The sequence below is a fragment of the Venenivibrio stagnispumantis genome, assembly GCF_900182795.1.
Taxonomy (GTDB): domain Bacteria; phylum Aquificota; class Aquificia; order Aquificales; family Hydrogenothermaceae; genus Venenivibrio; species Venenivibrio stagnispumantis.
This window is the reverse complement of sequence record NZ_FXTX01000013.1, coordinates 19,376-40,172: the sequence shown is the minus strand read 5'-3', so window position 1 is coordinate 40,172 and position 20,797 is coordinate 19,376. Positions and strand designations below refer to the sequence as shown.

At 28.8% G+C, this 20,797-nt stretch carries 19 protein-coding genes; 17 read left to right on the top strand and 2 right to left on the bottom strand.

Annotation, left to right across the window (positions count from 1 at the left end; all coding sequences use genetic code 11):
• The 13 genes from QOR43_RS05825 to QOR43_RS05765 all read left to right on the top strand — a co-directional run bounded on the left by QOR43_RS05825 (position 1) and on the right by QOR43_RS05765 (position 16,943).
• Positions 1-1,737, top strand: a complete 1,737-nt coding sequence (locus QOR43_RS05825) for a nickel-dependent hydrogenase large subunit (RefSeq protein WP_283571448.1) — start codon at positions 1-3, stop codon at positions 1,735-1,737.
• A complete protein-coding gene (locus tag QOR43_RS05820; protein WP_265134067.1) occupies positions 1,730-2,419 on the top strand; it encodes a cytochrome b/b6 domain-containing protein in 690 nt (229 codons plus the stop codon). The genes QOR43_RS05825 and QOR43_RS05820 overlap by 8 nt, the downstream gene beginning before the upstream one ends.
• A gap of 83 nt (positions 2,420-2,502) precedes the next feature.
• Complete coding sequence (locus QOR43_RS05815) at positions 2,503-3,048, top strand: HyaD/HybD family hydrogenase maturation endopeptidase (RefSeq protein ID WP_265134066.1); 546 nt, start codon at positions 2,503-2,505, stop codon at positions 3,046-3,048.
• A complete protein-coding gene (locus QOR43_RS05810; RefSeq protein WP_265134065.1) occupies positions 3,029-5,098 on the top strand; it encodes a Kae1-like domain-containing protein in 2,070 nt (689 codons plus the stop codon). Before QOR43_RS05815 ends, QOR43_RS05810 begins: the two co-directional genes overlap by 20 nt.
• Positions 5,091-7,322, top strand: a complete 2,232-nt coding sequence (gene hypF / locus QOR43_RS05805; protein WP_265134064.1) for a carbamoyltransferase HypF — start codon at positions 5,091-5,093, stop codon at positions 7,320-7,322. Before QOR43_RS05810 ends, hypF begins: the two co-directional genes overlap by 8 nt.
• Before the next feature lie 226 nt (positions 7,323-7,548).
• Positions 7,549-9,096 (top strand): cytochrome ubiquinol oxidase subunit I, encoded by a 1,548-nt coding sequence (locus tag QOR43_RS05800; RefSeq protein ID WP_265134759.1) that lies wholly within the window; start codon positions 7,549-7,551, stop codon positions 9,094-9,096.
• 2 nt (positions 9,097-9,098) lie between these two features.
• Complete coding sequence (gene cydB, locus QOR43_RS05795; protein ID WP_265134760.1) at positions 9,099-10,133, top strand: cytochrome d ubiquinol oxidase subunit II; 1,035 nt, start codon at positions 9,099-9,101, stop codon at positions 10,131-10,133.
• 2 nt (positions 10,134-10,135) lie between these two features.
• On the top strand, positions 10,136-10,495 hold the full coding sequence (locus QOR43_RS05790; RefSeq protein ID WP_265134761.1) for a NifB/NifX family molybdenum-iron cluster-binding protein: 360 nt from the start codon (positions 10,136-10,138) through the stop codon (positions 10,493-10,495).
• 43 nt (positions 10,496-10,538) lie between these two features.
• Positions 10,539-10,811: a hypothetical protein gene (locus tag QOR43_RS05785; protein ID WP_265134762.1), complete on the top strand. Its 273-nt coding sequence runs from the start codon at positions 10,539-10,541 to the stop codon at positions 10,809-10,811.
• 255 nt (positions 10,812-11,066) lie between these two features.
• Entirely contained in the window at positions 11,067-12,293 is a 1,227-nt protein-coding gene (locus tag QOR43_RS05780) for a TolC family protein (RefSeq protein WP_265134763.1), read from the top strand.
• A complete protein-coding gene (locus tag QOR43_RS05775; RefSeq protein ID WP_265134764.1) occupies positions 12,283-13,332 on the top strand; it encodes an efflux RND transporter periplasmic adaptor subunit in 1,050 nt (349 codons plus the stop codon). The genes QOR43_RS05780 and QOR43_RS05775 overlap by 11 nt, the downstream gene beginning before the upstream one ends.
• Positions 13,329-16,361, top strand: a complete 3,033-nt coding sequence (locus tag QOR43_RS05770; RefSeq protein ID WP_265134765.1) for an efflux RND transporter permease subunit — start codon at positions 13,329-13,331, stop codon at positions 16,359-16,361. The genes QOR43_RS05775 and QOR43_RS05770 overlap by 4 nt, the downstream gene beginning before the upstream one ends.
• A gap of 57 nt (positions 16,362-16,418) precedes the next feature.
• The gene (locus tag QOR43_RS05765; protein ID WP_265134766.1) at positions 16,419-16,943 is read left to right on the top strand and encodes a PAS domain-containing protein; all 525 of its coding nucleotides are present in this window, start codon (positions 16,419-16,421) and stop codon (positions 16,941-16,943) included.
• Positions 16,944-17,066: 123 nt separating this feature from the next.
• Here the strand turns inward: QOR43_RS05765 and tsaB are convergent, their stop codons facing one another.
• The gene (gene tsaB / locus QOR43_RS05760) at positions 17,067-17,678 is read right to left on the bottom strand and encodes a tRNA (adenosine(37)-N6)-threonylcarbamoyltransferase complex dimerization subunit type 1 TsaB (protein WP_265134767.1); all 612 of its coding nucleotides are present in this window, start codon (positions 17,676-17,678) and stop codon (positions 17,067-17,069) included.
• A 76-nt stretch (positions 17,679-17,754) separates the two neighbouring features.
• Here tsaB and QOR43_RS05755 point away from each other — a divergent pair, with 76 nt between their 5' ends.
• The 4 genes from QOR43_RS05755 (at position 17,755) to QOR43_RS05740 (ending at position 19,807) form a co-directional block, all read left to right on the top strand.
• Complete coding sequence (locus tag QOR43_RS05755; protein WP_265134768.1) at positions 17,755-17,958, top strand: flagellar biosynthesis anti-sigma factor FlgM; 204 nt, start codon at positions 17,755-17,757, stop codon at positions 17,956-17,958.
• A gap of 67 nt (positions 17,959-18,025) precedes the next feature.
• Positions 18,026-18,505 carry a BCAM0308 family protein gene (locus QOR43_RS05750; protein ID WP_265134770.1) on the top strand — a complete coding sequence of 160 codons (480 nt, stop codon included), beginning with the start codon at positions 18,026-18,028 and terminating at the stop codon, positions 18,503-18,505.
• 7 nt (positions 18,506-18,512) lie between these two features.
• On the top strand, positions 18,513-19,202 hold the full coding sequence (gene radC, locus QOR43_RS05745) for a RadC family protein (protein WP_265134771.1): 690 nt from the start codon (positions 18,513-18,515) through the stop codon (positions 19,200-19,202).
• Positions 19,202-19,807: a hypothetical protein gene (locus tag QOR43_RS05740; protein WP_265134772.1), complete on the top strand. Its 606-nt coding sequence runs from the start codon at positions 19,202-19,204 to the stop codon at positions 19,805-19,807. The genes radC and QOR43_RS05740 overlap by 1 nt, the downstream gene beginning before the upstream one ends.
• Before the next feature lie 34 nt (positions 19,808-19,841).
• On the opposite strand, the gene htpX is transcribed toward QOR43_RS05740, so the two are convergent.
• Positions 19,842-20,741 carry a zinc metalloprotease HtpX gene (gene htpX / locus QOR43_RS05735; protein ID WP_265134773.1) on the bottom strand — a complete coding sequence of 300 codons (900 nt, stop codon included), beginning with the start codon at positions 20,739-20,741 and terminating at the stop codon, positions 19,842-19,844.
• Positions 20,742-20,797 lie beyond the last annotated feature (56 nt).

Genomic DNA, 20,797 nt, shown 5'->3' with positions numbered 1-20,797 from the left:
ATGGCTACAAAACATATAGTAGTAGATCCAATAACAAGAATAGAAGGACATTTAAGAATAGAAGTTGTAATTGATGAAAATAACAGGATAATTGATGCTTATAGCTCTTCTACAATGTTTAGAGGAATAGAACTGATTTTGAAAGGTAGAGATGCAAGGGATTGCGGATTAATGGCAATGAGAATATGTGGTGTTTGTACTGGAGTTCATTACTGGACAAGTATAAAAGCTGTTGAACATGCACTAGGAATAACAATACCTAAAAATGCAAGGCTTGTTAGAAATTTAATAGAAGGTTCGTTATATCTTCATGACCATGTTGTTCATTTTTATCATCTTCATGCTTTGGATTGGGTAGATATAGTTTCTGCATTGAAAGCAGACCCTTACAAAGCAGCTAAAATAGCAGAAAATTATTCTGACAATCCATGGTCAAACTCTCCTACTGATTATAAAGCAGTACAAGAAAGATTAACTAAATTTGTTAAAGCAGGAAGATTGGGACCTTTTGCAAATGCATACTGGGGAAACAAATCATACAAATTCAGTCCTGAACAAAATCTAATAGCAACCAAACATTATCTTGATGCTCTTGAAGTACAAAGAGATGCAGCTAAAATGATGGCAATATGGGGAGGTAAAAATCCACATCCTCAATCAATAGTTGTTGGTGGTGTTACATGTGTTCAAGATTTAGAAAATCCATCTAGACATGCATTATTCAAAGAATTACTGGAAAAAACAAGAGATTTTATACTGAGAGCTTATATTCCGGATATTTTAATGGCAGCAGAAGCTTATAAAGATGAAGCTTTAAATGGTGTTGGAGCAGGTCTTGGAAATTATCTTGCTTATGGAGATTTACCTCTTGATGATACACCTCTTTATAAAGGAAAAACTTTATTCCCATCCGGAGTTGTTTTAAACAAAGATTTGTCTAAGGTGATACCATTTAACCAGGAAAAAGTTACAGAAGATGTAACCCATAGTTGGTATAAATATGAGAATGCAGATAAACCTCTTCATCCTTTTGATGGACAAACAATTCCAAATTATACAGGATTTGATAAAGATGGATTATTAAAAACAAATGAAAAATATTCATGGATAAAATCTCCTATTTATGATGATACAAGAGTAGAAGTTGGACCTCTTGCAAGAATGATAGTAGGATATGCTTCAGGGGATGAAAGAATAAAAAATTATGTAGATAAAGCTTTAAAACTTGCAGGATTGCCAGCTTCTGCTCTATTCTCAACAGTAGGAAGAACAGCTGCAAGAGCAATTGAAACATGGATGATGGCAGATATGATGTTACAATGGGCAGATGAGCTTGCTACAAATTGTGCCCGTGGAGATTTATCAACATGGACGAAGTTTGATTATGATGCTTTAACAAAAGGAAAAGAACTAAAAGGATATGGATTATCAGAAGCACCAAGAGGTGCATTAGGACATTGGGTAAGAATTGTTGATGGTAAAGTTGCAAATTATCAAGCTGTAGTACCATCTACCTGGAATGCGGGACCAAGAGATTACAAAGGAAGAATGGGTGCTTATGAAGCTGCCTTAGTAAGTAATACAAAAGTAGCAAATCCAGACCAACCTCTTGAAATTCTCAGAACGGTTCATTCTTTTGACCCATGTATTGCCTGTGCTGTTCATATAATAGATACAAAAGGAAAAGAACTTGGAGTTTATAAAGTAGAACCGGTAGGAGGTATGTGCAATGTATGAAAAAATTAAAAGAATGTCAGCAACTATGCGTATTATACATTGGATTAATGCATTTTCTATAGTTATTGCAGTTATAACCGGATTATATATAGCAAATCCTTATTATCAGGCATTAATAGCAGAACCTGCTGCTTATAAATATATTATGGCATATAATAGATTTTTCCATTTTATAGCAGCAATATTTTTAGATGTAACAGCTATTATAATTGCTTATCTATATTTCTTTAGTAGATTTGAAAAACCTTATAAAAAACTTATACCAAATGCACAAAATATTAGAGAGTTTTGGGAAGTTTTTCTCAATTTAATTACTTTAAATAGAAGAAAAAATTTCGATTCATCCCATTTGGATAGTTTTAATGTAGTTTGGTTTACTATTTTACATTTAATGTTATTACTTATGTTATTTACAGGTTTTCAAATGTATGTGGTAGGATTAGAAAGTGGTTTATCAGCTATAGGTAGTTGGTGGCCTTGGCTTTTACATATTGCAACTGATTGGACATTGTATGTATTTGGTGGATTGGCAGGGGTTAGAATTGTTCATCATCTGACTATGTGGTTGATTTTAAGTTGGGTTATTTTTCATATTTATTATCAAGTATGGAGAACAATTTTCTGGAAAGAAGGTGATATTGGTATAGTTTTTGGTGGATATAAATATAAAAAAATTCAGTAATAAAATAATGAAACAGGGAGTAATCCCTCCTTCCACTTTCTGCAATAACATTACTCCCTGTTTCCCTTTAAAAAGAGGTGAATATGAAAAAAATTGGGATATTGGGTATTGGAAATATTCTTTTTAAAGATGAAGGAGTTGGTGTTTTTGCTGTAAAGTATTTAGAGGGGAATTATAAATTTAATCCAAATATTGACTTAATAGATGCCGGAACTGCCGGTTTTGGATTAATGGAATATTTTGAAGATTATGATAATATTATTTTGATAGATACAATATCCATTAACGATGAACCTGGTTCAATTTATAGATTAACTCCACAACAACTTGTAGGAATAGGTTCTTACCATCAAACAGCCCACGAAGTAGAAGTTTTGCAAATGTTAGAATTATCAGCTTTAAAAGGAAAAATGGCAGATGTTGTTATTATAGGTGTAGTGCCGGAAGATATTTCAAAATCAGAGATAGGTTTAACCCAGTCCTTAGAGAAAAATTTTAATTTCCTTATAGAAACAATTTTGAATGAAATAAAAAAATTAAATATCAAATATAAAAAGGTTAATAAATTTTCTTTAGAAGAGATAGTATTAAATTTTGTGGGAGCTTATAATGGAAAATTTAGGTATTAAGATAGATATAACATATAATTTTGGAGATGAAAGAATCTTATATCTTATAAAAAAAATTGCAGAAGAAAATTCAATAAAAGGTTTTGTAGAATATAAAAATAATATTATTACAATAGTTGCCAATTCAGATAAAGAAAGTTTAGAAAAATTCATTCATACCTTAGGTATTTCGCTGCCATATTCAATATTTATGAAAGATTCCAATGTTTCTGTATTTGATGAAGAAATTAAAGAAGATGGTTTTAAAATAAAAAATAGAAATATTAATATATTACCGGTTAATAAATCAATATGTCCTGAATGCTCTAAAGAATTATTTGATAAAAATAGTAGAAGATATTTGTATCCCTTTATTTCTTGTAATTATTGTGGTTTTCAGTATGCCTATACTTATACATATCCTTTTAAAAGAGAAAATACATATCTTAAATATTTTCAATTATGCAAAAACTGTCAGGAAGAGTTTGAAAATAAAAATTCTAATAAATATAACTATCCTCTTATTAACTGTCCAGAATGTTTTATTCCTTTATTTTTTAAAATAAAAGATACAGAAAGATTAGTATTTACACCAAATGATAGAGAAAATTTATTTAAAGCATTGGCTAATTTAATTTTAAAAGGAGAAATAATTAAAATAAAAACATTAAATGGTTATTTTAAGATAGGAAAATCTTTAAAGGATAAAGATTTTATTGTGTTAATCACAAATCCGGAAAAAATAAATGAAATGGTATATATAAATGAAAAAGAATTTAAAGTATTAGCATCTCAAGAAAAACCTATCGTAAATCTTCAAATAAGGGAAAGTTCAGATATATTTAATTATACAGGTGAATATCAACTAAAATTTAAATTACCGGATGACCCTATTTTTATTATATTAGCCCAATATTTAAAAGAAATTGGTATAGATTTTGCTTTTGTTAAAGAAATAGATGAAGAAGAATTTAACAAAATAGAAAAGGGGATAGATTTTGATTTACCGATTATTAATAAACAAAGAGATTTAGAAATGTTTGTAGCCCAGGGTAAAATTTTAATAAAAGATGGTGAAAAATCTATATTACCTGTAATATTAAGAACAAATAAAAATTTTAATACCTTATCAATAGCTAAAGATTATGCTGCAATTTATATAGGAGAAAATGAATATCTGATAGATAAAAAAAGTAGAATATTGGAAAATCTTGAAAATTTAAATCCAAACTTGGAAAATGTAAATCTATTAAACAGTGAATATGAATATATACCTATTTCTTATAAAAATCAAAAATCATTTAAAGATTATGAAGCTGCTTTTTATTCAGTTCTTGCAGAACATAATATGATTGATGAACCATTTATAGGAATTTATTTATCAATGGATAATAATTCTATTCTTGCAGCAAAAACTAAATCAAAAAAGATAAAGCCTATAATCAAACTATTACCTTTAAAAATTTATAAAGATAGAAAAAATAGTTTAAGATATGTATTAGAAGAGATAGCAAATTTAGATGAAGAAGGAAAAAGATTAATTTCCAATTATATAAAAAAATTTCCTTTTAAATTTGAAGATGGAGAAACTAATTATCAAGAATCCCAGAATATATCAGATGTATTAGATTTGATTTCTTTTATTATCGGAATAAATAATGATTTAAATATTTCAAAAGAGATGAGTATAAAAAATTTTGAATCTAAAGCATTAAATTTTATAGAAAAAAGAGGATTAATAATAGATTTTGTAATATTAGAGAAGGATAATGAATTTTTACTTGATTGGAGGAAAATGATAAGAAGCATAATCTCTTATAAATTAGCAGATACACCTAATGAAATATTAGCATTTTCATTTTTTGAAAGTTTAGAAAATTTCTTACAAGATAAAGTAAATTTAATAAGAAGAGATTTAAAAATAGAGAATGTAATATTAGCAGGGAATTTCTTTGGATTACCTGTATTTACCGGAAAAATGTTAAAACATTTACATCATTATAATGTCTTTATGAATGAAAGATTGCCTATAGATAATATAAATATATCTTTTGGAGGAATTTTTGTATAGAAGGCTGAAAATTCAATTAACAGGAGCCGTTCAAGGAGTTGGTTTTAGACCTTTTGTTTTTAATATAGCAAATAGATATAATCTAAAAGGTTATGTCTTAAACGATACAGAAGGGGTTTTAATAGAAGTAGAAGGGGAAAAAGAAAATATAGATAAATTTTTAGTATCCTTATTTTCTGAAAAACCACCACTTGCCCATATATTTTCTTCCTATATAGAAGAATTAGATTTTTTTGGATACAAAAATTTTCAAATAAAAAGCTCAAAATCAAATAAAGAAAAGCAGGTATTTATACTTCCAGATATATCTATATGTGATGAATGCTTAAAAGAAATAAATGACAAAAATAATAGAAGATATAGATATCCCTTTACAAATTGTACGAATTGCGGACCAAGGTTTAGTATTATTCAAAAGCTTCCTTATGATAGAGAAAATACAACAATGAAAAATTTTAAAATGTGTGAAATTTGTAAGGAAGAATATCATAATCCGTTAGATAGAAGATTTCATGCCCAGCCTAACGCTTGTCCTGGATGTGGTCCAGAGATTTCTTTATATACATCTAAAAAAGAATTTATAGCAAGAGGCGATGAAGCTTTAAGAGTCGTAATAAATTTATTAAAAAAAGGAAAAATTATAGCAATCAAAGGAATAGGTGGTTTTCATCTTGTAGCTGATGCAACAAATGATTATCCACTAAAAGAGTTAAGGAAAAGAAAAAATAGAGGAGAAAAGCCTTTTGCTGTAATGTTTAAAAATATAAATGAAATTGAAAAATATACAATAATAAATGATTTTGAAAAAGCTGTGATTTTATCTCCGGAAAGACCGATTGTTATCGTAAAAATAAGAGAAAATAAAAAAATAAGTCAATATGTAGCTCCAAATTTGAGGAAATTAGGTGTTTTCCTTCCTTATTCTCCACTTCATTATCTATTACTAAATGATTATGAAAATCCATTAGTAATGACATCAGCAAATTTATCAGATGAACCAATTGTAAAAGATAACGAAGAAGCTTTTAACAAGCTTTCTGTATTTACAGATTATATATTAATTCACAATAGGGATATAGAAAATAGAGTAGATGATAGTGTAGTGAGAGTTATTAGTAACAATATCTCTTTTATTAGAAGATCAAGAGGATATGCCCCACTACCTATAAAATTGCCGTTTAATTTAAATAAGAAAGTGCTTGCTGTTGGAGGACATCAAAAAAATACCATAGCAATTGCTTTTGAAAATAAAGCTATATTATCTCAGCATATAGGAGATTTAGAAACCTTAGATGCCTGTAAATCCTTTGAAGATACTATTTATAAATTTTTAGATTTATATGATTTTAAACCGGAAGTTATTTTATCTGATTTACATCCAAGATATTATTCTACAAAATTTGCTGAAGATTTCTCTAAAAATTATTCTATAAAACATGTAAAAGTTCAACATCATTTTGCTCATGCATTATCAGTAATGGTAGATAATGAAATAAAAGAAGAAGAAAAGATTTTGGCTGTTTGCTGGGATGGAACAGGATACGGGTTAGATGGTAATTTATGGGGTGGAGAATTTTTAATTTCCAGTTATCAATCTTTTAATAGAATATTGTATTTTGATTATTTTAAACTAATAGGTGGAGAAAAAGCAGTAAAAGAACCAAGAAGAGTTGCTATTTCTATTTTATTTGAAATATTTGGCAAAGATATCCCATTTTTTAAAGCTTTCTCAGAAAAAGAGATTGAAAATCTATATCTTATTTGGCAAAAAAATATAAATTGTTATTTAACTTCTTCAGTAGGAAGATTATTTGATGCAGTTTCATCTCTACTGGATATAAAGCAGATATTATCTTATGAAGGACAATCCGGAATGATTATGGAAGATTTATATGATAACTCAATTAAAGATTTTTACCCATACTCTATAAATGAAAATAAAATAATTTGGAAAGAAATTATCTTATCTTTATTAGATGATAAATCCAATACAGAAGTTAAAATCTCAAGATTTATAAATACCTTGGCAAAAATTGTGATTGATATAGGGAAAAATTTTGACATACCAATAGGATTATCAGGTGGTGTTTTCCAAAATAAACCTTTAGTTGAAAAAATAATAGATTTAGCTCATAAAAATAATATTAAGATATTGATACATAAAAAAGTTCCACCAAATGATGGCGGATTGTCCTTAGGACAGGTAGCTCATCTTTTGATTTGAATTTTATATAACAATGATATCCCTCATGTTTTATGTATTTTCTGTTTATTAAACTTTTAGTATCAAATACATATTTTTTTAAAGTTAAAGTTATTTTAATGTTATAATAAAATTGCAAAGTTAATAGTTATAGTTATAAAATTATATATTGACAATAAAGAAGTGTTATATTATATTTTAGTTAGTGAATATTAACGAAATTAAATTTATTAGGAGGTGTGATGTCATGGACGTACTTACATTGTCCCGGTGGCAGTTTGCATTTACTGCTTTTTTCCATTTTGTTTATGTTCCTCTTACAATAGGTCTTAGCCTATTGATTGCTCTTATGAAGACGTGGTATTTGAGAACCGGAAACAAGCATTATGACGATTTGTCTATGTTCTTTATGAAAATTTTTGCGATTAACTTTGCTGTTGGTGTAGCAACAGGTCTTACTATGGAGTTTGAGTTTGGAACTAACTGGTCTGAATATTCAAAATTCGTAGGGGATATTTTTGGTGCTCCTTTAGCTTTAGAAGGTTTAACAGCATTTTTCCTTGAATCCACATTTATGGGGCTTTTCCTTTTTGGTAGAGGAAGGGTTTCTGAGAAGGTTCATACTCTCTCTGCATGGATGGTTGCTATCGGTAGCACACTTTCTGCTTTATGGATATTAATAGCTAACTCATGGCAACAAACACCTGCAGGATACAGAATAGTGGAAACAGCACAGGGTTATAAAGCAGAACTTACAGATTTCTTAGCAGCAGTTATAAACCATTCTACTATTTATAGATTTCTACACACAGTTAACGGGGCATATATTACTGCAGGATTTTTTGTACTTGGTGTTCTTGCTTACTATATAATAAGAAAAAGAAATGTAGAAATGGCAAAAACAGGTTTTAAATTTGCAGCAGTATTTACTCTTATAGCAACTATAGCTCAAGTTATAATCGGTGATTTACATGGATATGAGGTTGCACATACTCAACCTTTAAAACTTGCTATGTATGAAGGAAAATTTCAAACAGAAAAAGGTGCTTCATTAGATACATTTGCTATAATAGACCAAGAGAACAAACAAGCCACACCAATAATACCAATTCCTTATTTATTAAGTTTTCTTTCTTATCATGACTTTAATGCAGAAGTTAAAGGTATTATTCCTTTAATTGAAGAGTATCAACAAAAGGCAAAAGAGTATGAACAAATGATACCGGTATTAGAACAAAAATTACAAACAGCGACATCCGAAGCAGAAAAACAATCAATAAAAGACCAACTTACAGAAGCAACAGTAAAAGCTCATGCTTATAATATTAAATATGAAGATTTACCATCAATTTTCCTCGTATTTACAACATTCCGTATAATGGTTTATTTAGGATTTGCTTTTGTATTATTGGCATTTATAGCTTATTGGAAAGCCAAAAAAGGAACATTGGAAAATAGCAAAGGACTTTTATGGATATTGGTATTATCTATACCGCTTCCTTATTTAGCAGGTTTACTCGGATGGATATCTGCAGAAGTTGGAAGACAACCATGGATTGTAACCGGTATGCTTCTCACAAAGAATGCTGTTTCATATCTTCCGGCAGAACAAGTAGCCTTATCTATGGCTGTTTTCACCACTATCTACTTGATTTTATTTGGAGTTTTCTTATATCTAATGTTTAAAACAGTTATAAAAGGACCAGCTTCTTCATTGGCTTCAGAACCAATACCAACTACTACACCAAATCCTTCATTAACAACAACTTTCTCAAAAACTAAGGAGGTGAAATAATCATGCCAATGGAGTTATTTACTACTTTAAATGGAATATGGTTTTTACTCGCAGGAATATTTTTGGTAGGTTATTCTCTTACTGATGGATTTGACCTTGGTTCAGGAATTTTACATATCTTTACAAAAGATGAAGATATCAGAAGAATATATATGAATGCTATTGGTCCTGTTTGGGATGGAAATGAGGTTTGGTTAATTGCAGGAGGAGGTATGCTTTTTGCAGCCTTCCCTGTTGTTTATGCTGTTTCATTTAGTGCATTTTATTTGGCAATTTTGATAGTTCTTTGGGCATTGATTTTAAGAGCTGTTTCTTTTGAATATAGAAATAAAAAAGAATCTAAAACTTGGAGAACTGCCTGGGATATTGCTTATTGGATAGGAAATGTCCTTCCTGCATTTTTATTTGGTTGTGCCGTTGGAAATGCCGTTATGGGTATGCCTATTGATGAAAAAGGGATATACCACGGTACTTTCTTTGGTTTATTAAATCTTCCTTCTTTAGCAATGGGATTTGTTTCTTTATTTATGTATTTAATGCATGGTTCTGCTTATCTTATGATTAAAACAGAAGGTAAAGCTTTTGAATTTGCTAAAAAAGGTGCAATTGTAGGTTTCTTAGGATTTATAGCAAGTTTAGTAGTTGCAGATTTCTTCATAATTGCTATTAAACCTAAATTATTTGCAAATTTCTTTGATTATCCATTACTTTGGATAGCTCCAATTTTGAAAATACTCGGACTTGTTTTATATTTTAAATACTTAGTATTAGATAAAAAATATAATAAAGTTATTTATGGTTCCACAATCACAATCCTTGGAACAGTTTTAACAATTGCTCTTGCAAGTTATCCTGTGTTTATCCATTCTTCTATTGATGAAAAATATAATTTAACAATCTTTAACTCTGCGTCTTCTAATCTAACATTAACTGTTATGCTTATTTCTACTGTGATATTCTTACCTATCGTAATATGGTATACTGCTTATGTCTATAAAGTATTTAAAGGTAAAGTTTCTACGGAAGGAGGATATTAACATTGAAAATTGGTATTCCTGTCAAACCGGATAGTAAAGATAGAACTAAATATGTTGTTTCTGATGCTTTTGGAAGAGCAAGATTGTTTGCAATTATTGATGAAAATTCAAATATAGAGATTATAAAGGCAGAAGAAACCGGTGGCAGGAATATAGCTAATATTTTAAGCAAAAACGGTGTTAAAGTAGTCCTCACTACCCATCTGGGTGGTGGGGCTTTTGAAGTCATAAAAAGCTTAGGTATGAAAGCTTATAAAATTCCTGCAGGAATATCTATAGAACAAGCTATTTCTGATTACAAAAATGGCTTGCTACCGGAAATTAAAGAGGTTTCATCATGTGGGCACCATCATCATCATTAATATTTGATATAATAAAACTATAAAATCTTTGGGAGGTAGAAAAATGAAAAAGTTAGTTTTAGCATCTGCATTAGTTTTATCTTCTGCAGTATTATTTAGCTGCCAAAAGAAAGAGGAACAACCGGCTCAGCAACAAGCTCCAGCTGAACAACAAGCTCCAGCACAACAACCGGCAGAACAACCAGCTGCACAACCAGCTCAACCTGCTCAGCAACAAGCTGCTCCAGCAGGACAAGAACAAAAAGCTCCGGAACAACAAGCACCTACATCAGGCCAAGGGCAACAAGCTCCAGCACAACAACCAGCTGGAAAATAATATAGGAAGTGTTTAAAGATGAAAAGATTACCATTATCTGTTTTAGAAGAAAGAAAAGCATTAGCTAAGTTTATTTTATCTCATAAATAAACTTTCAAAGGGGGGTTATCCCCCTTTCTCTATTCTCATCTAATTTCTTATATAAATTCTGTTAAATAATATTAACCAAATTTTAACCATACATTCATCAAACTTATAAAGAAATTATGATATAATAGAAACCTATGAAATATTCTACATATAAGAGAGTTAAGGATGAAAAAGATTTTTTTATGTATATTGTTGATAACTATTTTTTTATTTAGATTCTCATTAGGAGCAGAGATAAATTTAAAAGAAGCTCTATCTTTAATAAAGGAAAAAAATTATGATAGCAAAATAAATTTTCTTGAAATTAAGAAAAATGAAGGCAGTTATATACAATCCGGATTATTTCAAAATCCAACACTTTCTGTTAATTATACCGGTTTAAGTTTTGGAAGAAATATTGTTTATGATACAGGAAATACTTTATTTTCTGTTAGAATAGACCAACCTATAGAACTTGGAGGAAAAAGAGAATACCGTAAATTTTTTGCTTATCATCAATTAGAATCAACAAAATATCAAACAATGGATAGTATAAGAGCAATATTTCTTGATTTTACAGATATTTATTTCCAAACATTAGCTGATAAAGCTTATGTTGATTATCTTCAAAATGATTTAAATGAGTTTGAAAAAATATTAGAAGTGCAATCTAAAAAACATCAGCTTGGATTTTTAAGTTTAATAGAATTTACCAAATTAAAGCTTTATAAAATGGAACTTGAAAATGCAATTATTCAAGCTAAAGGAAATTATCAAAAAGATTTAAAAGATTTTAATTTTTATCTGATTGGGGATTATTCACCGGCAGATATTAATTTACCTCAAAAAACAGAGATTGATATTAATAATTTGATAAAAACGGCGATAGAAAAAAGAGAAAATATTAAAGCTCTTCAAGAACAGCTTAAATCTGTAGATTATCAAATAAAACTTTTAAAAGCTTATACTATTCCGGATATCTCTGTAGGTGTTGAGTATGATGCTTTTGGCACTAATTATAAACCTGGTATAGGATTTGGATTTTCATTAAATTTACCAATTTTTGATAAAAGGCAGGGAGATTTGCTCACTTCCTTAGCTACAAAAGAACAAACTTATATAAATTTAGAAAAAAATTATGCATTAATAAAATCCCAAATAGAAAAAGCTTTTTATGATTATCAAGTAAGTAAAGATATTTATAACTCATTTATAGAAAAGAAAAAAGTTATGGATGATTTAGTAGAAAGAACAAAGAAGGCTTATTTATTAGGTGGAGTTTCAATTCTTGATTTTTTAGATACAGAAAGAACTTATAAAAGTTTTATGAATGATTTTATTCAGGCTAAGTATAACTATTTGAAAAATTATTATAAGTTAAAAATCCTTTCAGGAGATACAGATGATTTATAAAAAAGTAATAGCTGTTTTAATGGCAGGTTTAATTCTTGCATGTGAAAAAAATGAAGAATCTAATCAAAGTAGAGTAGAATATAGCAAAGAAGCAAAATTATCACATATTCAAACAACAACTATTAAAACCCAAGAAGTTGCAGATATTATAGAAGCTACCGGAAATATACAACCGGACAAGGAAGGTGTAGTAAAAATAAATTCTAAGTTAGCCGGAAATATTCAAGTTATAAAAGTTCAAGTCGGTGATTATGTCAAAAAAGGTGATATTTTAGCTATTGTAAAGGCACCGGATACAACTGATTTATATTCTCAAAAAGTTTCATTAGAAATTCAATTAGCTCAAGCTCATAAGCTTTATAACTTAAAAAAACAGTTATATGAAGTCGGAGCAATACCTAAGACTGAACTTATGGATGCTCAAACAAATTATGAAGTATTAAAAGCTCAGCTAAAAGGTATAGAAGAGAGATTAAAAATCTTAGGAGCAGGAATGGGACAAATAGAAATTACAGCACCTAAGGATGGAGTAGTATATCAAATAAACTCCCATGTAGGTGATTATGTAGATAGTTCCGTTGATATGATAGATATTGTAGACCCTTCTAAGATATTAGTAGTTGGACAAATACAGGATAAAGATGCTTTTAAAATAAAAAAAGGAGATGATGTAGAATTTTCAATATCCCTTTTTCCGGAAAAATTATTTAAAGGTAAAGTAACATATGTAAGTGATGTTATAGACCCAGAAACAAGAATAGTAAAGGTTTTTATAAAACCGGAAGAAATAAATCCTTTAAAGATAAATATGTTTTTTAATATAAAAATATATACCGGTAAAACTAAGTATGCAGTTATACCAAAAACTACACTTCTTTATGAAGACGGAAAATTTTATGTGCTTTTATTACAAGAAGGTAAAATAAGAAAAACTGAGGTTTCTTTTGTAAAAGAACTGGATAATAATATTGTTGCAATACAAGGAATTGAAGAAGGACAAGTTGTAATTACTAATCCGATGGTGGAGGAATCTCCTTGAAAAAATGGGTTAATTTTGTTGCTGATAATGCAATTTTATTTTTTATATTAACTATTATTGTTGGTGCTGTTTCTGTATTTTTGATAAAAAATTTAAATGTTGAAGCTTTTCCTGACCCATCTCCACCTGTTATTGAAATTGTTAGTATATATCCCGGTAGGTCAGCTGAAGAAATAGAAAAACAGATAACAATTCCATTAGAAGTAGCCCTTTCCGGAATGAAGGGATTAAAAAGAGTAAATTCTGTATCCCTTTATGGACTTTCTGATATCAAATGTCAATTTTCTTATGATATAACCTATGCAGAAGCACGGCAGGAAGTAATAAATAGATTGGCAGTAGTTAGTTTACCGGATGGTGTTTCTCCGCAAATAATTCCAAACCCCATCGGGGAAGTAATGAGATATGCATTAGTAGGTAATAGAAATCTTATGGAATTAAGAACTATTCAAGATTGGGTAGTATCAAGATATTTAAAAACTGCAGAAGGAGTAGAGGATGTAGCCAGTTATGGTGGATTTATAAAAGCATATACAGTAGAAGTTAATCCTGATGCATTAATTAAATATAAAGTAAGTTTATCAGATATTGCAGATGCCATTTCAAAATCAAATACGAATGCCGGAGGTAGAGCATTAGATTTCGGCTCCCAATATTTTCTTATAAGAGGAGTAGGTTTAATTAGAGATAAAAATGATATTGAAAATATAGTAGTAGCTTATAAAAACAATATACCTATTTTAGTTAAAAATTTAGCAAATGTAGAGATAGGAAATATACCAAGAACCGGTATAGTAGGACTTAATAATAATAACGATATTGTTATGGGTGTGGTAGTTCTAAGAAGAAATGCTAAAAGTATTCCTTCAATTAATTCTTTAAAAGAGAAGATAAAAGAGCTAAATTCTCATATCTTACCGAAAGATGTAAAAATTGTTCCAATATATGAAAGAGGTAAATTAATTGATACTGTAGTTCATAAGGTTAGTGAAATAGCTTTAGTAGGTATTATTTTGGTATTTTTATCAGTTTTAATATTCTTAGGTAGTTTTAGCGGTGCTTTTTTTGTTTCTCTTTTAGTTCCTCTTTCGTTAATAATGGCACTTGCTACTTTTTCCGTATTGGGAAAATCTGCAAATTTTTTATCAATAGCTGCTATTGATTTTGGAATTATTGCAGATATTCCACTGTTCTTTATAGAAAGTTATTTTAGAAATACAGAAAGATATGGTATAGGCAGAAGAGCTTTATTAAGTTCTTCAACAGAGATTGGAAAACCTTTGATGTTTTCTATTTTATTAATTCTTGTATCTTTTATCCCTGTATTTTTAATGGAAGGTGCTGAAAAACGCATATTCTCTCCAATGGTGGAAGCTTATGTTTATGCTATAACTTTTGCAATCATTTTAACATTTACATTTCTTATAGCAGTTATAACATTATTTATAAAATCTTCTCACAAAGAAAATTTTATTGTTAGATTCTTAGAGAACTCATATATGAATTTATTTGAAATTATTTTGAAATTAAAAGGAAAATCTTTAGCCATAATTTTTGCCGGTATATTTATAGCTACTTTTATTCTTATAAAAACCTTAGGATTAGAGTTTATTCCAAAAATGGATGAAGGAAATATATATATGCGTATTATTTTCCCTTACTCAATTTCTTTATCTCAAACTTATGAAGATGCAAAAAAAGTAAGGGATATTCTATTAACTTTCCCTGAAATAAAAACTGTAGAATTTCAAGTTGGCAGACCGGAAGATGGGACAGACCCAACAGGACCTTTTAATTCTGAATATTTTGTAGATTTAAAACCATATTCGGAATGGAAAAACTTTAAAGAGAAAAAAGAGCTTGAGGAAGCTATTAGGAAAAAAATAGAAAATCTTTTTCCAAAAGCTGATATAAGTATATCTCAATACATACAGGATAATTTAGAAGAAGTAATGACCGGAGTAAAAGGTTCAAATGCAGTAAAAATATTTGGTAGCGATTTAGAAACCTTGGATAAACTGGCAAACCAATTTGAAGCTAAAATTCAAAATGTAAAAGGAATAGAAGAGGTAGGAATTTTTAGAGAGATAGGACAACCTAATATTATTATAGAGGCAGATAGAGAAAAACTTGCTTTATATGGTTTAAAAGTTGAAGATTTAATGGATGTAGTTTCTGCAGCTTTAGGAGGAAAAGAAGCAACTCAAGTTATTGAAGGCGATAAAAGATTTTCTTTATTAGTAGTATTTCCTGAAAATTTCAGAAATAATCCGGCAAATATTCTTCAAATTCCAATAATTTTACCTGATGGTTCTTATGTTCCTCTATCCAAAGTAGCAAATGTTCATTTTGCAACCGGTGCATCTTTTATATATAGAGAAAATTATCAAAGGTATATACCTGTAAAATTTGCAGTTGTTTCTAAGGATTTAGCAGGCACAGTAATCAAAGCTCAACAAGCTACATCAGATATAAAACTTCCGGAAGGTTATTATACCGAGTGGAGTGGAGAATTTAAAAACCTTGTAGAAGCATTGCAGAGATTATTAATCTCCAGTTCAATTGCCCTTGTAGGATTATTAATTTTGCTTTATATAATTAATCTATCTGTAAGAAATACTTTAATATCTGCGTCAGGAATACTTTTCTCATTTTTTGGAGGTTCATTAAGTCTTTTTATTGCTCAACATCCATTAAGTTTATCTGCTATTGTAGGATTTGTTTCAATTATTGGGATAAATATACTTAATATAACTTTCTTAATAAATTCTTACAAACATTATTATCTTTTGGGAAAACAAAAAGAAGAAGCTATTAGAATAGCAGTAAAGGATAGATATAGAGCATTGCTTTTAAGTACATTCACTGCATCTTTGGGTTTATTACCTACTGCTTTATCCCATGGGGTAGGAAGCCAAATACAAAAACCATTGGCTATAGTAGTAGTAGGTGGTATGCTAATATCCGGCTTGCTTATTTTGATAACTATTCCTCCCCTTTTAAGATATGTGGTTGTAGAAGAAGTATGAAAAATATAAAATATATTTATGCTAAAAAAATTTAAAATTTAATAAGGATTTAGATTTATGATAGATAAAAATATATTTGAAGAGATATTTAATAAATCTCTTAACTCAATAGGAATTCTTGATGAAGAAGGTAAATATCTGTTAATAAATAAAGCCCACGGAGATTTATTAGGATATACATTGGAAGATTTAACTGGGAAAACTCCTGAAATACATCTTAAAGATAGATTTAATCAAATATTAAAAGATATAAAGGAAAAAGGATATTTCTCCGGTGAAGTTGAATGCATAACAAAAGATAGAAGAAAATTAAGTTGTTTTTTATCTGCATATAAAGTAGTAATTAATGGAAAAACTTATTATGTTGGAATAAAAACAGATATTGCCGATTTAAAGGAAAATGCATGTTTAATAGATACTATAACAAAAGAAACTAATTTTGGTTTTGCTATTTATAAAGACAAATTTTTATATGTAAACCCATATTTTATCGAAATAACAGGTTTTCAAGAAGATGAAATAAAAAATATTTATGTATGGGAAATTTTTGAATTTCCATATAATATCGGAACTAGTAATTAAAATTATAGCTAAATATAGTGTATAGAAAGAACATTAATGCATTAAGATATGCATTAGCTATTGTTTTTAGTCTTACTAATATTCCGACTTATTTTAGCTACCTTTAGATAGGAATACCCCATCTTATGGATTATTTATATACAGAGGTTCAAGTTTGAATATATTTTCTTCTGTTTTATGTTTCAATGAATACAAAGCTCCATCAAGTGATAAAGAATCTAAAATTTTAACAATATTTATACCTTCTAAATCTAAATTCTTTGTAACAATTAATTTATTATCAGAGATATATTTTTGTAAATCCTCAACCTTTATAACTTTTATCTCATGCATTGGAATAATTGTTGTCATTGTAGTTATATATTCTCTGAAAAAAACCTGACTTTTTCCGGCATTTATTGCAGATATTAATCTTCCTTTAAAAAATCTATATTTGTATGCCATTACATCCAATGAAATATAACTATATAAAGGTATATTATTTACATAAGCAAAACTTTTTGCAACAGAAATTCCTACCTTCAAACCGGTCATAGAACCCGGTCCTTTATTAACTATTACTTTTGTTATCATCTGTGGTAAAATTTCCATCTCTTTAAATAATCTATCTATCTCTTTTATTAAAACTTCTGAAAAAGGTTTTTGCTTAAGTAAAGAAATATTTGCCAAAACTTTATGGTCTTTTATTATTGTTATTCCAAAATTATCAGAAAATGTATCTATAGAAATTATCATTCTCCTACCTCTCACAAATTTTTAAAGCTTTTAAAAATTATACCGAAATTTAAATTAAGATTTTTGAGGTTAAAAAATGGATAAAGAAATGTATGAAATATTAAAAAAATATTTATCAGAGGAAGAGATTGAAAAAATTGAAAATATTTTAGAAAAGGAGTTAGATGTGAGAAAAGAAAAAATAATTTATTTAAGAGAGTTAATTCAAAAAGGAGATTATAAAGTTGATGTAGAAGCCTTGGTAGAAAAGATATTAGATTTTTATAGAAAAAAAAATTGAGTTTTCAAAAGCTATAATCATATATGGTATAATTTTATTTAAAAATATACAGAAAAAGGAGTTTGTGATGGAGAAGAGAAAAGATAAATTAATTCAAGAGTATATTCACGATCCTTATTTTACAAAAGAAAAATATCACGACCCTTCTGTTTGTGAAAGATGTGGTGTTGTTTTCCATGATGGTATATTTGAATGGCTTGAGGAAGTTCCAAAAGATGCCCAGAAAATAATCTGTCCTGCATGTAGAAGAATAGAAGATAATTATGAAGGGGGCATTGTTTATATAGAAGGTGATTTTTGGAAAAAGCATGAAGAAGAAATAAAAAATCTAATAAAAAATACAGAAGAATCAGAAATGGCATACAGACCATTAGAAAGAATTATAGATATAAAAGAAGAAGATGGAAAAATGATTATAAGAACAACTTATGAGCATCTTGCAAGAAGAATCGGCGAAGCAATCCATAAAGCATACAAAGGAGAACTTAAATTATCATATCCTGAAGGGAAAAAGTATGTAAGAGTTTGGTGGAGAAGAGAAGAGTAAAAAATGGATGAAAGAAGAAAAATTTATATACAAGAAAAAAATAAAAGATTTACCTAAGGATTTATTACCACGGGAGAAAGCTCTAAAATACGGGCTTTCTTCTTTATCTGATATAGAACTTCTTGCAATTTTGTTAAAAACCGGTACGAAAGATAATAATGTTCTTTCCTTGGCAAATAAAATTTTAAAAAATGGCTCTATAAAAAATTTACGAGATTTAAGTTTTGAAGATTTATTAAAGATAAAAGGAATAGGAGAGACAAAAGCCTTAGAGATAATGGCAATAAATGAGATAATAAACCGGATAAACCAAGATGAACCAGAAATAATAATATCTTCACCATCAGAAGCATACCAACATCTTAAATTTTTAGAAAAAGAAACTCAGGAAAAATTAATAGCACTATATCTAAATACATCCAATAAAGTTTTAGCAAAACATATAATAGCCATAGGAAGCATAAATGTTTTAAATGCCAAGCCAAGAGATATATTTTATTATGCAATACAGGAAAATGCCTATGGCATAATTTTAGCCCATAATCATCCAAATGGTGAACCAAAACCTTCTAAGGAAGATATTGAATTTACAAAAAATATTTATAGATTATCCTTAGAAATGGGATTTGAGATATTAGACCATATCATAATAGCAAAAAAAGGTTATTACAGTTTTGCAAATAATGGTTTATTGTGATGGAAAAATTGTTAATCATTGTCGCTCTAATTATATTTCAAATTTCTCTATCTGATGAAAATCAAGAAAAAATTATAAGAACAGATAAAGTTTATATTACTACATCTTTAAATAAAAATAAAAACGAAGAAAATTATCAAATAAAAAAATATAAAGTATATGCCCTTGGTATAGGTATAGGAGAAGTATATTTTAAGATTTCAGACAAGAAGATAGAAGCAGAAGGAAAAACTTATGATAGATTTTCTTGGCTTTATAATTATGATTTTAAATTTTATTCAGATGATAATTATATGGCTCTTTATGAAAAAGAAGGAAAAAAAGAAAGGATATATGAAAATGAAGCTATTTATGAAAAAAAACCATGGCTTCCTATTATAGCTATGTTCTTTAAAAAAGATAAATCTTTAAGTGATATTTTAAATTCTAATATTCTAATAAATGGGAAACCTGTAATAATTAGAAAAGAAGGTAGAAGAATTATTTTTGAACCTCAAGAAAGTAAAACAAAAAGAATAACTATATTTTTAGAAGATGGCAAAAATTTTCCTACCCAGATTTATATAGAAAGTAAAGTAAACATAAATCTTGAACTTGAAGAATAAAAGCTCCCTGAGAAAATCAGGGAGCCAAAATATATTAATAATATACTATTCCGACATTGTGGGATTTTTTCATTTTTTCTGCAAGTTCCTCTAATCTTCTAATTCTTTCTTCTGTAGGTGGATGTGTAGAGAAAAGAGCCATTATGCTATCTGCCCTTAATGGATTAACTATCATCATATGGGCTGTTCCGGGATTAACTTGTTCTTGAGCAACAGGTGCTAAATAATTTGCTGCTTCTTCCAACTTCCTAAGTGCATTTGCAAGAGCAAGTGGGTCTTCTGATATTTTTGCACCGGTTTCATCTGCAAGATACTCTCTTGAACGGGATACTGCCATTTGTATTAGCATTGCTGCTATAGGTGCTATTATAAATACAAGTAAAGATGTTATTATTCCTGCTATACCGTTATTGTTTTCTTCTTTATTTCCACCAAAAAGATTAGACCAAAACATCATATCGGCAAGCATAGAGATAGCACCACCGATTGTTGCAGCAATTGTAGATACAAGGATATCCCTATTTTTTATATGGGCTATTTCGTGGGCTAACACTCCTCTTAACTCTCTTTCATTAAGTATTTTTAATATTCCTGATGTAACTGCTACTGCTGCATGATTCGGATTTCTACCGGTTGCAAAAGCATTTGGTATTTCTATAGGAGCAAGATATATTTTTGGTTTTGGTATACCTGCTTTTTGTGCAAGCTCTTCCACTATATTATGAAGCCATGGAGCTTCTTCATAAGAAAGTTCTCTTGCTCCATACATTGCGAGAGCCATTTTATCAGAAAAGAAATATGCAAAGAAATTCATTACCATTGCAAGTATAAAGGCAATAACCATACCTTGCTGACCACCTATAAGCTTACCAATCATTAGAAATAAACCGGTAAGTAAACCAAGAAGTAAAACTGTTTTTAATTGGTTTATCATACTTACCTCCTATTTTATATGAGTTCCTAAAATTAAATATATTATAAATAAGAATT